Origin of the sequence: Qaidamihabitans albus (assembly GCF_016464705.1) — a bacterium.
Classification (GTDB): Bacteria; Actinomycetota; Actinomycetes; order Mycobacteriales; family Pseudonocardiaceae; genus Qaidamihabitans; species Qaidamihabitans albus.
In genome coordinates this window covers 35,155-50,377 of sequence record NZ_JAEHOB010000018.1, presented here as the reverse complement: position 1 = coordinate 50,377, position 15,223 = coordinate 35,155, and the positions used below count along the sequence as shown (strand labels likewise).

The following is a 15,223-nucleotide window of genomic DNA, read 5'->3' as shown; positions in this document are numbered from 1 at the left end:
AGTGCGGGTAGTCGGTCGAAAGGTGCGAAAAAGGCCACCACGACCAGGGAGCGCGACGTGAAGGCAGTTGTCTACCAGGGCCCGAACGAGGTCGATGTCCAGCAGGTCGAGGATCCCCGGATCGAGCAGCCGACCGATGTCGTCGTTCGGATCACCACGACCGCCATCTGCGGCTCGGACCTGCACATGTACGAGGGCCGCACGGTCGCCGAACCGGGCATCGTCTTCGGCCACGAGAACATGGGCGTCGTCGAGCAGGTCGGTTCGGGCGTGACGAGCGTCCGCGAAGGCGACCGGGTGTGCATGCCGTTCAACGTCGCCTGCGGGTTCTGCCGCAACTGCCTCGCGGGCAACACCGCGTTCTGCCTCACCGTCAACCCGGGCTCGGCGGGCGGCGCCTACGGCTACGTCGGCATGGGCCCCTACCCGGGCGGGCAGGCCGAGTACCTGCGGGTGCCCTTCGCCGACTTCAACTGCCTGCAGCTACCGCCCGGCGAGGAGCACGAGGACGACTTCGCGATGCTCGCCGACATCTTCCCGACCGGCTACCACGCGACCGAACTGGCGCACGTGTCGCCGGGCGAGACGGTGGCGGTCTACGGCGCAGGCCCGGTCGGGCTGATGGCCGCGTACTCGGCCATGCTGCGCGGTGCGTCCCAGGTGTTCGTCGTCGACAAAGTGGCCGACCGGCTGCGGCTGGCCGAGGAGATCGGTGCGATCCCCATCGACTTCACCCGCGCGCCCGCGCCCGAGCAGATCAAGGAGCGCACGCAGGGCGGCACCGACAAGGGCATCGACGCCGTCGGCTACCAGGCCACCGTCAGCGAGGGCGAGGAGCAGCCCGCGGTGGTGCTGAACAACCTGATCGAGACCGTGCGCCCGACCGGCAGCCTCGGCGTCGTCGGGCTCTACCTGCCGCAGGACCCCGGCGCCCCGAGCGAGGAGGCCAAGCAGGGCAAGCTCCTCATCGACATCGGCCGCTACTTCGAGAAGGGGCTGCGGATGGGCAGCGGCCAGGCCAACGTCAAGGCCTACAACCGGCACCTGCGCGACCTCATCGTCGCCGGGCGGGCGGCGCCGAGCTTCGTGGTCTCCCAGCGCCGCCCCCTGGACGAGGCGGCCGACGCCTACGCCCGCTTCGACCGCCGCGAGCAGGGCTACTCGAAGGTCGTCCTCACGCCGTGAACGGCGTGCCGGCGCGGGCGAAGCGCCGATACGTGTCAACGGGGTCCGCCGGATCCTCCGAAGAAGGGAAGAGTGATGACCGAGCCATCGCCACGCGCCACGGGAAGGGCAGCCGGGACCAGGTGGTCGCCGATCCAGCTAGCCACGGCGGTCGTCTCCGCGACGTTCCTGCTCGTGGGGATCCTGGGCTTCATTCCCGGCGTGACGACGAACTACGACGCCATGACGTTCGCCGGGCACGAGTCGGAGGCCCTGCTGCTGGGCGTCTTCGCGGTGTCCGTGCTGCACAACATCGTGCACCTGCTGTTCGGCGTCGTCGGGTTCGCCATGATGCGGACAGCAGGGATGGCCAGGGCCTACCTCATCGGCGGCGGGGTCGTCTACCTGGCGCTCTGGGTCTACGGGCTGATCGTCGACCGTGAGTCGACAGCCAACTTCGTGCCGCTCAACGAGGCGGACAACTGGCTGCACCTCGGTCTTGCGGTGGGCATGATCGGCCTGGGCGTGCTGCTCGGCGGCGCGCTCGGCCGGGGTCCGGCCAGGACCTGACGGTTCCGCCTCGTGAGTGCGCACGCGAGTTCTAACTCGCGTGCGCACTCACGAGAGCGCCGCCCGCACCACGCTGCATCCCCGACCGTATCTAAATCTAGAATCACCTTCTAGTATTGTCGGCACGGGATGGTGGGGCGGAAGGACGTGCCGCATGGCGGACGGCGGGGAACGAGCGCAGTTGCGGTACGCGTGGCGGGCGCTGTCCGTGGTCAGCATGGCGAGCGTGCTCAGCGCGCTCGGCAACAGTTCCTTCAACGTCGCCCTGCCCGAGGTCGTGCGGTTCTACGACGCCGGCCCGACCGCGGCGAGCTGGATGTTGCTGGCGTTCATGCTGACCAACACGGTGCTGCTGGTGGTGTTCGGCAGGCTCGCGGACATGTTCGGCCGCCGGACCATGTACCTGTACGGGCTGGGTACGTACACCCTCTCCTGCCTGCTGCTCGGCTTCGCCCCCACCGAGTGGGTCTTTATCGGGCTGCGCCTGCTCCAGGCGGCCGGCGCAGCGATGCTGCTCGCCAACAGCGCGGCGCTGCTCACCGATGCGTTCCCGCGGCGGCACCTCGGCCGTGGGATGGGCGTCTACATCGCGTCGTTCTCGGTGGCCCAGCTCGTGGGCCCCACGCTGGGCGGCTTCCTCACGCACCAGTTCGGCTGGCAGTGGCTGTTCTGGTACAACGTGCCGATCGGCCTCGCCTGCCTCGCCTGGGGTGCCGCCTCGCTGCGGAAGATTCCGGGACACGGCCGCGACGGTGAGATCGACGTGCTCGGCAACATTCTGATCGTGCTCAGCCTCGGCAGCCTGCTGTTCGGGTTGTCGCAGGTGAGCGACCGAGGTTGGGGCGCTCCCGCGGTGCTGATCGCGGTCGCGGCCTTCGCCGTGTTGCTGCCGCTGTTCGTCGTGGTCGAGCGGCGCAGCGGCAACCCGGTCGTCGACCTCGGCCTGCTGCGCGATCCGTACTTCGGGTTCGGGCTGGTCGCCTCCTTCCTCAACGCGGTCGCGCGGATGGCGGTGCTCCTGCTGATCGCGCTGTTCTACCAGACCGTGCGCGACGAGAGCCCGCTCGACGCCGGGATGAAGATCCTGCCGCTGGCGCTCAGCGCGTTGATCGCGTCGACGTCCTCCGGGTTCCTGCAGCACCGCCTCCGGCCGCGCACGATCGCGGTCAGCGGCACCGTGCTGTCCACGGCCGGCCTCGCCGTGCTGCTGGTGACTGTGTCACCGACCGTCCCCTACGGAGTCATCGCGTCGGCACTGGTGCTGCTCGGCCTCGGTTCCGGCATGTTCATGCCCGCGAACGCCACCGCGCTGCTGCACGATCTGCCACCGGACCGCGTCGGCATCGTCAACGCGCTGCGGCTGATGACGCAGAGCACCGGCGTCGTGGTGAGCACCGCGCTGGCGCTGTCCCTGATCGCCAGCCCGCTGCCCGCCGAACTGCGCCGTTACGCCTTCGCGGGCTCGATCTCCGCCGTGTCGGAGCAGGCCCTGTGGCAACTGGTCGACGGCTACCGGCTGGCCCTGCTGTGCATGACGGTGATCTCCGTGCTGGCGGTGTTCGCCTCGCTCGCCGGCAGGCGGGCCGATCGGCGAGCGAGGCCTGTTCACCACTCGTGAGTGCCTACGCGAGTTCTAACTCGCGCCCGCACTCACGACTGCCTGCCGGGCGCCTCCGGGCCGAGCCACACGTCGGCGAGGTGCCTGCCGCCGTACTCCGGGTGCGGATAGGAGCCGTGGACGTAGGGCGCGTAGATCACCTGGGTCTCGTACAGGTTCAGCGTGACCGGGTTGGAGACCTCGTTGATGATGTAGCGCTGGATGTCGGCGAGCTTCCGCTCGCGCGCGGCCTCGTCGAGGATGCCGCGCTGCTCGGCGATCATCCGGTCCAGTTCGGGATCATCGATCCCGTACCAGTTCCGCGAGCCCTCCGAATGCCACTCCGTGGAGAGGTACTCGTCGGCGGAGAGCATCGGGGTCTGCAACCCGAAGCCCAGCTGGTAGCGCTGCTTGGCGAAGCTTTCGGTGAAGTAGGTCGCGTAGTCCTGGACGTCGAGCGAAACGTCGATGCCCACCTTGGCGAGATCCTGCTGCACCCACTGCGCCTCCCGGACGACGGTCTCGCCGTAGCCGTTGGTGAGGATCATCTCGGTCCGGAAGCCGTCGGGGTACCCGGCCTCGGCCAGCAGGCGCCGCGCCTGCTCGGGATCGTAGGGCTGGAGCCGCTCGACCTCCTCGGACGGCAGACCACCGAAGAGCGACGGGGTCACCGGCCCGGAGGCCTGCCCGCCTGGCCGCAGCGACTCGACCATGGCGGCCCGGTCGATCGCCAGGGCCACGGCACGCCGCACCCGCACGTCGTCGAACGGCTCCGCCGCCTGGTTCATGTAGACCCGGATCGGGTTCAGGCCGAGCTCGCTGCGGAGCTGGAAGTCGGGCTGCTGGCTGAGCAGGGTCTCCGCCTGCTTCTCGTCGAACGAGAGCGAGGTGAGGTAGTCGAGCTTGCCCGTTCGCATGGCGGCCATCGACGCCTGCGGGTCGGGCACGATGGCGACGTGGATGCCGTCGAGATACGGCTTGCCCCGCTCGTAGTACTCGGGATGCGCGGTCAGCACCCGTTCGCGGTTTCGCTCCCAGCGTTCCAGGACGAACGGGCCGGTGCCGATGGCCTGCGTGCCGAGGTCGAACTTCCCCTCGGTGCCCTCGCAAGGCAGCATCCACATGAAGTGGTTCGCCATGTTCGTCGCGAAGTCCGCGTACGGCTGGGTGAGCCTGAACACGACGGTGTGGTCGTCGGGCGCCTCGATGTCCTCGACCATGCTCAGCAGATTCACCTGGTGGCCGGGCAGCTGCCGGATGCGCTCGGTCGTGCAGAGCACGTCCCTTGCGGTGAACTCGCGCCCGTTGACCGGGGCGACGTTGTGGAACTTGACTCCCTTGCGGAGGTTGAAGGTCCATTCACCGCCGTCCTCGGAGACCGACCAGTCCTCGGCCAGGTCTCCTTCGAGCTCGTAGGAGCCGTAGGGCGTGTCGGGCCCGGTCTTGAAGTCGACCAGTTTGCTGTAGCTCGCCCCGATGGCGACGTGCGTGTTGTACGAGGACTGCTTGTGCGGATCGAGCGACTGCGCGTCCGAGGGCAGCGAGTAGCGGTAGATGCCGCCGGGCTGCGGCGGCCCCGCGTCCTGCTCCTGCCCGCCGTCCCCGGTGTTGTCGCCGCCGGGCGCGGACGTATCCGGGAAACACGCTGTGCCGGCCAAGGCCAGCGCGGCGATCGGCACGACCCAGCGTGCGAGGCGTTTTCTCGATCCTCCGAGTGACATGTGCGCTCCTTTGGGCACTTGTGCGGTGATCAGCGAAGTTGCTTGGGGTCGAAGAAGTCGCGCAGGGCGTCGCCGAGGAGGTTGAAGGCCAGTACGGCGATCGTCAGCACGCCGCCGGGGAAGACCACCATCCACGGTGCGATCTCCAGGTAGCGGGAGCCCTCGCTGAGCATGCGGCCCCAGGACGGGATCGGCGGCGGGGTGCCGATCCCGAGGAAGCTCAACGCCGACTCGGCGATCATGACGATCGCGAAGACCAGGCTGAGCACCACCAGCATCGGCGCCAGCAGGTTGGGCAGCCCGTGCCTGCCGAGGATCCGCCACAGCCCGCAGCCGTTGGCCCGCGCCGCCTCGATGTAGAGCTCCTCGCGCACCCGCAGCATCTCCCCGCGCGCCACCCGGTTGAACGACGGCACGACCAGCAGGCTCAGCGCGATGATCGTGTTGAGCACGCTCGGCCCGAGCAACGCGGCGACGAACAGCAGCAGCACCAGGCCGGGGATCGCCATGATCGTGTCCATCACCCGCTGCAGCGCGGTGTCGATCCAGCTCCCGCCGAAGTAGCCGGAGACGATGCCGATCACGGTGCCGAGCGCGCCGCCCGCGGCGACTGTGGCGACCGACACCAGCAGCGACGTGCGTGCGCCGTAGAGCACCCGGCTGAGGATGTCGCGGCCGAGGTCGTCGGTGCCCATCCAGAAGCGCCCGTCGGGCGCTCCCTGCAGGTGCTCGCGGTTCTGCTCGATCGGGTCGTAGGGCGCGAGCACCGGAGCGAACAGTGCGGCGAACACGAACGTCGTGATCAGCAGCAGTGCGATCGCGCCGAGCGGCTGGGTACGGACGAAGCGGCGCAGGCCGCGCCACGTGCCGCGCAGTCGCCGTCCCGCCGCATTGCCCGCGGGGGGAATGCCGAGCTCACTCACCTCGCTCGCCTCCTACCTTCTCGCGTAGCGGATTCGGGGGTCGATCACGCCGTAGAGCAGGTCGACGACGAGGTTGATCAGGACGAACACCGCGCCGTACACCACGACGCAGCCGAGCACGACCGGGTAGTCGCGCATCTGTACCGCCTCGAAGATCAGCATGCCCATCCCCGGGATGCCGAAGATCGACTCGAGGATGACGGTGCCGCCGAGGATGTTGCCGATCTGGAGGCCGAGCAGGGTGAACACCGGTACGACGGAGTTGCGGACCCCATGCTTGAAGATCACCAGCGTCTCCGGCGCGCCCTTCGCGCGCACGGCCCGGATGAAGTTCGAGTGCAGCACCTCGAGCAGCGATGAGCGCAGCATCCTGGCGATGCTGGCCATCGTCGAGGCGCCCAGCGCGAGCGCGGGCAGGATCATGTGCAGGAGGTTGCTCTCCAGGTCCTGCCCGGGGCCCTGATAGACCAGCGGTGGCGACCACCCGAAGTACAGCGCCAGGTAGGTGACCAGGAGCAGTCCAAGCCAGAAGTTGGGGATGGAGATCCCGGCGACCGACACCAGCCGCATGCCCTGGTCGAGCCAGCTGTTGTGCCGGACGGCCGAGAGCAGACCGAGCGGGACGCCGGCGAGAATGCCGATCAGGATCGCCATCGCACCGAGCTGCAGCGTGATCGGCAGCCGTTCGGCGACCAGCGACGTGACCGGTTCCTGGCTCTGGAACGAGGTGCCGAAGTCGCCGTGCAGCGCGTCGCCGAGAAAGGTGACCAGCTGGGCGTGCAACGGCTGGTCCAGCCCGAGCGCGGCGGTCAGCTCGTCGATCTGCGCCTCGCCGACACCGGGCGCGTTGGCCAGTTGCAGCCGGACCACGTCACCGGGGATGAGCCGGAGCACCAGGAACACGAACACCGTGACCAGCCCGACGATGAGCACACCGTAGAGCAGCCTGCGGACGACGTACTCGGTCACGTCCGCGCCTCCTGTCCCGGTCGTTCGAGCAGATGGCACGAGGCGGTCCGGTCCGGGCCCACCGCGCGCAGCGCCGGCGCCTCCTCGCGGCAGCGGCCGAACGCGGCGGGACACCGGGTGTGGAACCGGCATCCCGCGGGCGGGTCGCTCGGGCTGGGCGCCTCACCACGGGCGAGCACGCGCCTGCGCGAGCCGGGCGGGCCGGCACCGGCGATGGCGGCGGCCAGGCTGCGCGTGTACGGGTGCCGGGGGTCGGCCAGCAGCTCGTCCGCGGGCCCCTCTTCGACGATCTGGCCGAGGTACATCACGCCGACCCGATCGGAGATGTAGCGCACGACGTTGAGGTCGTGCGCGATGAACAGGTAGGACAGCCCGAGCTCGCGTTGCAGGCGGCGCAGCAGGTTGAGCACCTGGGCCTGCACCGACACGTCGAGCGCGCTGACGGCCTCGTCGCACACGAGCAGTTCCGGTGAGGTGGCCAGTGCCCTGGCGATTCCGATGCGCTGTGCCTGCCCGCCGGAGAACTGGTGCGGGTACTTGTCGAGGTCCGTGCCGGTGAGGCCGACGAGTTCGAGCAGCTCGCCCGCCCGGCGGCGCGCCGACCTCCCGTCGGCCAGGCGGTGCGCCCGCAGCGGCTCACCGATGACGTCGGCGATCGACATGCGCGGGTCGAAGGCGCTGAACGGGTCCTGGAAGACGATCTGCATGCGCCTGCGCAGGCGTTTCAGCTCGCCGGCTCGCATACCGGTCAGCTCGTGCCCGGCGAAGACGATCTCGCCACGGGTCTCCCTGAGCAGGCGCAGCACGAGCCGGGCGACGGTGGACTTGCCCGATCCGGACTCGCCGACCAGGCCGAGTGTCTCGCCACGCCCGATCCGGAACGACACGCCGTCGACGGCGCGCACGTTCGCGACGGTGCGGCCGAGCAGCCCCCTGGTGACCGGGAAGTGCTTGACGAGGTCACGGACGCACAGGAGGTCGTCCTCGGCGGGCTGTCTCCCGGCGGCGCGTGCCGGTGCTGCGACGGAGGACACTACGAGACCTCCCGTCCCGCGGCGGGGCTGAGGTCGGCTGCGGGCAACACCGGTGCACCGTCCATTTCGGAGCCCTCGCGGAGCCAGCAACGGCTCTGCCTGCCTTCGCCGAGCTCGAACAGCGGCGGTTCGTCGGTGCAGCGCTGCCAGGCATGCGCGCAACGCGCCCGGAAACGGCATCCCGGGGGCATGTCGGCCAGGCCGGGCACGGCACCGTCGATCACGGTCAACGGCAGTGCCTTGTCCGTCGCCGGTGTCGGGACGGCGCTGAGCAGCGCCTCGGTGTAGGGATGCCGGGGAGCGCCGAGCACCCGCGCGGCGGGCCCCTGCTCGACCACCTGGCCCGCGTAGAAGACGACGACCCAGTCGGCCATCTCCGCGACCACGCCCATGTCGTGGGTCACCAGAAGCAACGCGGTGTGGTATTCGCGCTGGAGCTCGCGGATGAGTTCGAGGACCTGTGCCTCGATCGTGACGTCGAGCGCCGTGGTCGGCTCGTCGGCGATGAGCAGCCGAGGGGAGCAGGCGAGTGCGATGGCGATCATGACGCGCTGGCGCTGGCCGCCGGAGAGCTGGTGGGGGTAGGAGCGCACGCGGGCGCGGGGGTCGGGAATGCCCACCTGCTCGAGCAGTTCGATCGCGCGCTCCCGTGCCGCGCGCCTGGAGATCCTGCGGTGCAGGCGGATGGCTTCCACGATCTGGTTGCCGATCGGGTACAGCGGATCGAGGGAGGTCATCGGGTCCTGGAAGATCATGGCGATGTCGTCTCCGCGGACCCGGCGCATTGCCGTGGCGTCGGCGGTGACGAGATCCTGTCCGTCCCAGTGCACCTGTCCGCCGGAGATCCAGCCGCCTTCCAGCAGGCGCAGGATCGCCAGTGCGGTCACGCTCTTCCCGGACCCGGACTCGCCGACCACCGCGACGGTCTGATCGGGATCGACCTCGAAGCTGATGCCGCCGACCGCCTCCACGGTGCCGCGGGGCGTGTCGAACTCGACGTGCAAGTCGTCGACTCGTAGCAGTGGTTCTCGGGTGCCTGCGGCGAAGCCGCGGCTGTTCGGCTGGACCATGGTCTGCCTCGCCATCCTGCCGCCGCGGACAATCCCGTACGCCGACGACTAGAATCTGACTCTAGAACTGGCGTTTAGAGTGACGATCGCCACGTGCACTGTCAAGACCTGTCCCGAGGCGCGCGTTCGCGGCGGTGCGAATGCGGAACTCGCGGGCCGGAGCGGGGGACTCGCGGGCTGCAGCGGGGGACTCGTGCTAGTCCAGCAGCCGCACCATTCCTTCTTGGCCGACGGTGGCCAGGAGTTCGCCGGAGCGGCTGAACAGGCTGCCGACACCGAACGCGCGGGCCCCGCCCGCCGCGGGACTGACCGTGTCGTAGAGAACCCAGTCGTCCAGCCGTGCGTTCCGGTGGAACCACATCGCGTGGTCGAGGCTTGCCGTCTTGGCCCGGCGGCCGTTGCGCCTGATCGAGTGCGCCCGCATCGCCGCGTGCAGGATCGAGAAGTCCGAGAGGTAGGCCAGCATCGCGGTGTGCAGCAGCGGCGTGTCCGGCAGGTCGTCGGCCACTCGGATCCAGGTCGCCGAGCGGGCCCGGCCGTCGGCCGGCGTGGTTTCCTCCCTGGGCACCGGGCACATCACCAGCGGACCACCCGGTGAGCCGAACGGATACCGCAGCTGGAGGTTCTCCGGGGCCGGCACGGGCGGGGGGCCGTCCTGATGGCTGGGCCCGTCGGCGGGCTCCTGGAACGAGGCGAGCATCGTGAAGATGACCTTGCCGTGCTGGGCCGCCTCGACTCGCCGCGCGGCGAAGGACCGGCCGTCCCGCGTGCGGTCCACGGTGAAGTGGATCGGCTCGGCCGGGTCGCCCTGCCTGAGGAAGTACGCGTGCAGCGAGTGGATGCCCGCGTCCGGTCGTACGGTGCGGTCGGCGGCGACTATCGACTGGCCCAGCAGCTGACCGCCGAAGACCCGCAGGCCGGGTAGCTGCTGGCTGACACCGACGAAGGTGTCCGGTGAGGTCCGTCGCAGGTCCAGCACGGTCAGCACCTCGCCGATGGACATCTCGGTCATCCGGTACGCCTCTCGATCTCGGGGAACGACAGAACAGGATTCTAGGTGCTGCCCGCCATGGCATGGGTTGACAGCGAGTGTGGTACGGAGCATATTTCTAGAAGTAGATTCCAAAACTAACCCAGCCGGGAGTGGTGATGGGCGGGACGGTAGCGGGACGGGTTGTCGTGGTCACCGGCGCGGCGCGAGGCATCGGCAGGGCGCACGCGCTGGAGTTCGCCCGGCACGGCGCCAGGGTCGTGGTCAACGATCTCGGGGCCGAGGTGGACGGCAGCGGTTCCTCGGCGGGGCCTGCGGGCGAGGTGGTCGAGCTGATCCGCGCGGCCGGCGGCGAGGCCGTCGCCGACGGCGAGGACGTGTCCGACTTCGACGGTGCCGGGCGGCTCGTCGAACGTGCCGTCGAACGGTTCGGCGATCTGCACGTCCTGGTCAACAATGCGGGCATCCTGCGGGACCGGATGCTGGTCAACATGACGGCCGGGGAGTGGGACGCGGTGCTCAAGGTGCACCTCGGCGGTACGTTCGCGCCGTTGCGGCACGCCGCCGCGTACTGGCGGGGCCGGGCGAAGTCCGGCGCCGAGGTGGACGCCAGGGTCGTCAACACGACCTCGTCGTCGGGCCTCTACGGCAATCCGGGCCAGGCGAACTACGGTGCGGCCAAGGCGGGCATCGCGGGTCTCACGGTCATCGCCGCGAGGGAGCTGGAGCGGTACGGTATCGCGGTCAACGCCCTGGCCCCCGCCGCACTGACCCGGATGACCGAGGGGCTGCGGCGGCGCGGCGGACCGGCGCCGGGTGAGTTCGACCCTGCGGCACCGGAGAACATCGCGCCGCTGGCGGTGTGGCTCGCCGGCCCCGCCGCGCGGGGCATCACAGGCCGCGTGTTCAACGTGCGCGGCGGGCGGATCAGCGTGGCGGAGGGCTGGCACGCCGGGCCGGGCGTGGACAAGGGCGCCAGGTGGGAACCGGAGGAGCTGGACGAGGTCATTCCGGCACTGGTGGGCAAGGCGCAGCCGAACGCACTGCAGAACGGGCTTCCCGGGGAGGCGGACTGACGTGGCACTCAACCACGACGTGATCGGTGTCGAGTCGGAGCCGTTCGAACGATCGTGGACGTCGAGGGACACGCTGCTGTACGCGCTCGGCGTCGGCGCCGGACTCGGAGACCCGGCGCGGGAGCTGGCGTTCACGACGGAGAACACGGCCGGAGTGGCGCAGCGGGTGCTGCCGACGTTCGCGGTGCTGGCGGCGCAGGCGCCGCGCGGCCGCGCGATCGGCGACTTCGACCCCGCGCTGCTCGTGCACGCCGAGCAGGCCTTCGACCTGCACACCCCGCTGCCGGTGGAAGGCCGGGTGCGGGTCACGTCGAAGATCACCGGGATCTACGACAAGGGCAGCGGTGCGCTGGTGACAAGTGAGGCGGTCGCACTGGATCCCGCGTCGGGCTCGCCCGTCGTGACCGCGCGGTCCTCCGTGTTCATCCGCGGCGAGGGCGGCTTCGGCGGCGATCGTGGACCGCGCGACGGCTGGGTGGAGCCCGGCGGCGAGCCGGACGAGACGGTGACGTACGCGACCCGGCCGGAACAGGCGCTGCTGTACCGGCTGAGCGGGGACCGCAACCCACTGCACTCCGATCCGGGCTTCGCCGCACGCTCCGGCTTCGGCAGGCCGATCCTGCACGGGCTCTGTACCTACGGCGTGACGGGCCGGGCGCTGCTGCACACGCTCGCGGACTCGGACCCCGACCGGTTCGCCGGGATGTCCGGCCGGTTCAGCGGTCCGGTGTTCCCCGGCGACTCGCTGACCGTGTCGATGTGGGTGGAGGGAGGGAGCGCGCGGTTCCGCACCACGAAGGACGATGGCGCCGTGGTGGTCGACCGGGGCAGGTGCGCCGTGCGGCGGCCGTGACGCGGCGGGACGACACGGGTTCCCGCGGCGCTGACACATGTACGTGGAGCGCGGACACGGCGCCGCTATTCGACCTCCGGATGCAGCGGGTCGAGCCGCCGGATGTAGCGAACCGCGGCTTCGGTGATCTTGTTCGCCTCCCGTTTGGAGGGTGACATGGCGATCTCGCGCCCCGCCTCGCCGATGAGCGTGGTGAGCACGGAGACCGTGAACCGGTTGACCGCGGTGTTGGACGTGCGGAGCAGCACGTTGTTCTGCCTGATCCATTCCCGGCCACGGGTGCGCCGGATCTGTTCGAAACCGGGTGGTCCGTCCCCGTTCATGAACAGGCGGGCGAGGTCGCGGCGCTGCCACGAGCCCTGTAGGTACGCCCGCGCGCCGACGATGAAGAGTTCGAGTGAGTCCTCCTCGCCCGCGGAACGCGCCTTGGCCACGGCGCTGATCGCGTTGCGCTCGTGTGCGCCCTGATGCTCCTCCCACAGCGCGAGGAACAGTTCGGTCTTGCCGCCGAAGTGGTGGTAGAGGCTGCCCACGCTGGAACCCGCCCGCTCGACGATGTCGGCCACGTTGGCCTCCGCGAACCCCTGTTCGCTGAACACCTCCCGCGCGGCCTGTAGCAGTACCCGCTGCGTCTCGGCCGTGCGGCCCCACTGCCATGCGTTGCTGGTTACCGGCTTCCCGGCTGTCTTGCGTGCCATCTGACCTTCTCGGGTCGAACGAGTTTTTAGAATCGGGCGCCCGCGAGTGTACCGCTTGACAGTCTCGGAGCAGGCGGCGCATAGTTTTCCATTATTAGAGTCTCGTTCTAGAAAGCCTCTCGACTCGCCGTGGCCGGTGTGGTCCCGGCGCGGTCCTACCGGCCGATCGGAAGGGAATCCGCTGATGGTCGACTTCTCACTCAGCGACGAGGAACGGCAGATCCGGGACACGGTCCGCTCGTTCGTCCGTAAGGAGGTGATGCCGCTGGAGCCGGAGGTGCTGCGCAACGAACGCGCCGGTGCGCCCGCCCTCGAACCGGACGTACTGAGGGAACTCCGCGGCAAGGCCAGGAAAGCCGGGTTCTGGGGTGTCAACACTCCGGAGGAGTACGGCGGGATGGACCTGGGCGCGCTCATGTCGGCCATCGTGGTGATGGAGACCGGCCGTACGTTCGTGCCGTTCAGCTTCGGGGGCAGCGCCGACAACATCCTCTACGGCGGCAACGAGGAGCAGAAGCGGCGCTATCTGTTGCCCACGATCGAGGGCGAGCGGCGGTCCTGCTTCGCCATCACCGAACCGGGCGCCGGTTCCGACGCCCGCAACATCCGCACGCGTGCGGTGCGGGACGGCGGTGACTGGGTCATCAACGGCGAGAAGACGTTCATCACCGGCGGCAACGAGGCCGATTTCGTGATGGTGTTCGCGGTGACCGATCCGGAGAAGGGCGCCGACGGGGGAGTGACCTGCTTCCTGGTCGACCGCGACATGGGCTGGAAGTCCGAGCCGATCCCGACGATGGGGCAGTGGGGACCCGCTTCCCTGGTCTTCGACGATGTCCGCGTACCCGGTTCCAACGTGCTCGGCGAGGTGGGCGGAGGGTTCGCGCTCGCGATGCGCTGGATCGGCCAGGGCCGCTTCCTGATCCCCGCACGTGCCATCGGCTCCGCCGAGCGGATGCTCCAGATGGCCGTCGACCATGCCAAGCTGCGGCACTCGATGGGCCACCCGATCGCCGAGTACCAGGCGATCCAGTGGCAGATCGCGGACTCGCAGGTGGAGATCGAGTCGGCGAAGTGGCTCACGCTGTACGCGGCATGGCGCGTGCAGCAGGGGATGGACGCCCGGCACGCCTCGTCCATCGCGAAGCTGCACGGCGCGGTGATGGCCAATCAGGTCGTCGACCGCGTGCTGCAGATCCACGGCGGCATGGGTTACACCAAGGAACTGCCGATCGAGCGCTGGTACCGGGAACTGCGCCTGTTGCGCATCTTCGAGGGCACCGACGAGATCCAGCGCCGTACGATCGCACGCAACCTCATCAAGGGACACGCCCGGCTGGGCGGGATCGCCGAATGAGCCCGCGACGCCGCGCGGCCGTCGTCGGTGTCGCGGAATCCGCGCTCGGCCGGACGCCCGAGCACACCGTTCTCACCCAGCAGGCCACGGCCGCCGGTGCCGCGCTGGCCGAGGCGGGACTCGGCAGGGACGACGTCGATGCCCTGTTCGTCGCCGGTGGCTGGTCCTGGTCGCCCGCCGTGGTGCTGAGCGAGTACCTCGGGCTGCGGCCGGCCTATCTGGACGGCACGAACATCGGCGGCTCGTCGTTCGAGGCGCATGTGGGACACGCGACGGCGGCCATCGAGGCGGGTCTGATCGACGTCGCGCTGATCACCTACGGCAGCACCCAGCGCAGCGACCGGTCCCGGATGGCGCCAAGGCCCGCCACGCTGACCGAGCAGTTCGAGCGCCCGTTCGGGCTCCCGCAGCCGGTCGGCGCCTACGCGCTGGCGGCGACCCGGTACCTGCACGAGTACGGAGCGCGGCCCGAGCAACTGGCCGAGGTCGCCGTCAGCGCACGGCGGTGGGCGGCGCTGAACCCGAAGGCGTTCCACCGGGAGCCGCTGACGGTGGACGACGTGCTGGCCTCACCGATGATCTGCGAGCCACTGCACAAACTCGACTGCTGCCTCGTCACCGACGGCGGCGGCGCCATCGTCGTGGCCGCCGAGGACCGCTGGGCCGACGTGGCGACCCGCCCGGTCGTCGTGCTCGGGCACGCGGAGACCACCACGCACAACTCGATCACGAACATGCCGGACCTCACCGTCACGGGCGCGGCGCGCTCCGGCCCCGCGGCGATGGGCATGGCCGGTGTCGGCCACGACGACCTCGATGTCCTGGAGATCTACGACTCGTTCACGATCACCGTGCTGCTGACCCTGGAGTCGCTCGGTTTCTGCAAGCCCGGCGAGGCGGGCGACTTCGTCGACGGCGGGCGCACCGCTCCCGGCGGCGCCCTGCCGATGAACACCAACGGCGGCGGGCTTTCCTACACCCATCCCGGTATGTACGGGATCTTCCTGCTCATCGAGGCGACCCGGCAGCTTCGGCACGACTACCACAGCGGCGACCACGGCGACCACGGCGACCACGACGACCACGACACCGCCCCGGCCGGGGGGCAACGCCAGGTGAGCGGTGCCGAACTCGCGCTCGTGCACGGTACGGGTGGCGTGCTGTCCTCCACGTCGACGGTCGTGCTCGGAAGGAGCTGAG

The 15,223-nt window shown here is 69.7% G+C and carries 14 protein-coding genes; 7 read left to right on the top strand and 7 right to left on the bottom strand.

The annotated features are described in order from the left end of the window. The first annotated feature begins 57 nt into the window (after nucleotides 1-57). The 3 genes from JAP66_RS26880 (at nucleotide 58) to JAP66_RS26870 (ending at nucleotide 3,352) form a co-directional block, all read left to right on the top strand. Nucleotides 58-1,185, top strand: coding sequence for a glutathione-independent formaldehyde dehydrogenase (locus tag JAP66_RS26880; RefSeq protein WP_199434643.1), 1,128 nt, complete (start codon nucleotides 58-60; stop codon nucleotides 1,183-1,185). A gap of 75 nt (nucleotides 1,186-1,260) precedes the next feature. Beyond that, nucleotides 1,261-1,734, top strand: coding sequence for a DUF4383 domain-containing protein (locus JAP66_RS26875; protein WP_199434642.1), 474 nt, complete (start codon nucleotides 1,261-1,263; stop codon nucleotides 1,732-1,734). A 154-nt stretch (nucleotides 1,735-1,888) separates the two neighbouring features. Beyond that, on the top strand, nucleotides 1,889-3,352 hold the full coding sequence (locus tag JAP66_RS26870; protein ID WP_199434641.1) for an MFS transporter: 1,464 nt from the start codon (nucleotides 1,889-1,891) through the stop codon (nucleotides 3,350-3,352). A gap of 32 nt (nucleotides 3,353-3,384) precedes the next feature. Here the strand turns inward: JAP66_RS26870 and JAP66_RS26865 are convergent, their stop codons facing one another. From JAP66_RS26865 to JAP66_RS26840, 6 genes are all read right to left on the bottom strand, one after another. After that, on the bottom strand, nucleotides 3,385-5,052 hold the full coding sequence (locus JAP66_RS26865; protein WP_199434640.1) for an ABC transporter substrate-binding protein: 1,668 nt from the start codon (nucleotides 5,050-5,052) through the stop codon (nucleotides 3,385-3,387). 29 nt (nucleotides 5,053-5,081) lie between these two features. Beyond that, a complete protein-coding gene (locus JAP66_RS26860; protein ID WP_199434639.1) occupies nucleotides 5,082-5,975 on the bottom strand; it encodes an ABC transporter permease in 894 nt (297 codons plus the stop codon). Nucleotides 5,976-5,987: 12 nt separating this feature from the next. Next, complete coding sequence (locus tag JAP66_RS26855) at nucleotides 5,988-6,944, bottom strand: ABC transporter permease (RefSeq protein ID WP_199434638.1); 957 nt, start codon at nucleotides 6,942-6,944, stop codon at nucleotides 5,988-5,990. After that, nucleotides 6,941-7,978: an ABC transporter ATP-binding protein gene (locus JAP66_RS26850; RefSeq protein WP_199434727.1), complete on the bottom strand. Its 1,038-nt coding sequence runs from the start codon at nucleotides 7,976-7,978 to the stop codon at nucleotides 6,941-6,943. Before JAP66_RS26850 ends, JAP66_RS26855 begins: the two co-directional genes overlap by 4 nt. Further along, nucleotides 7,978-9,063 carry an ABC transporter ATP-binding protein gene (locus JAP66_RS26845; RefSeq protein WP_235999548.1) on the bottom strand — a complete coding sequence of 362 codons (1,086 nt, stop codon included), beginning with the start codon at nucleotides 9,061-9,063 and terminating at the stop codon, nucleotides 7,978-7,980. The genes JAP66_RS26850 and JAP66_RS26845 overlap by 1 nt, the downstream gene beginning before the upstream one ends. 181 nt (nucleotides 9,064-9,244) lie before the next feature. Continuing rightward, a complete protein-coding gene (locus tag JAP66_RS26840) occupies nucleotides 9,245-10,060 on the bottom strand; it encodes an acyl-CoA thioesterase (protein WP_199434637.1) in 816 nt (271 codons plus the stop codon). A 137-nt stretch (nucleotides 10,061-10,197) separates the two neighbouring features. On the opposite strand from JAP66_RS26840, the gene JAP66_RS26835 reads away from it, so the two are divergent. Continuing rightward, nucleotides 10,198-11,115, top strand: a complete 918-nt coding sequence (locus JAP66_RS26835; protein WP_199434636.1) for an SDR family oxidoreductase — start codon at nucleotides 10,198-10,200, stop codon at nucleotides 11,113-11,115. A gap of 1 nt (nucleotide 11,116) precedes the next feature. Then, nucleotides 11,117-11,968 (top strand): MaoC/PaaZ C-terminal domain-containing protein, encoded by an 852-nt coding sequence (locus JAP66_RS33055; RefSeq protein ID WP_199434635.1) that lies wholly within the window; start codon nucleotides 11,117-11,119, stop codon nucleotides 11,966-11,968. Between the two features lie 65 nt (nucleotides 11,969-12,033). Here JAP66_RS33055 and JAP66_RS26825 read toward each other — a convergent pair whose 3' ends face one another. After that, a complete protein-coding gene (locus JAP66_RS26825) occupies nucleotides 12,034-12,666 on the bottom strand; it encodes a TetR/AcrR family transcriptional regulator (RefSeq protein WP_199434634.1) in 633 nt (210 codons plus the stop codon). A gap of 184 nt (nucleotides 12,667-12,850) precedes the next feature. On the opposite strand from JAP66_RS26825, the gene JAP66_RS26820 reads away from it, so the two are divergent. Together JAP66_RS26820 and JAP66_RS26815 are read left to right on the top strand one after the other, a co-directional pair. Further along, nucleotides 12,851-14,023, top strand: a complete 1,173-nt coding sequence (locus JAP66_RS26820) for an acyl-CoA dehydrogenase family protein (RefSeq protein WP_199434633.1) — start codon at nucleotides 12,851-12,853, stop codon at nucleotides 14,021-14,023. Next, a complete protein-coding gene (locus tag JAP66_RS26815; RefSeq protein WP_199434632.1) occupies nucleotides 14,020-15,222 on the top strand; it encodes an acetyl-CoA acetyltransferase in 1,203 nt (400 codons plus the stop codon). Before JAP66_RS26820 ends, JAP66_RS26815 begins: the two co-directional genes overlap by 4 nt. The last annotated feature ends 1 nt before the right edge of the window (nucleotide 15,223 follow it).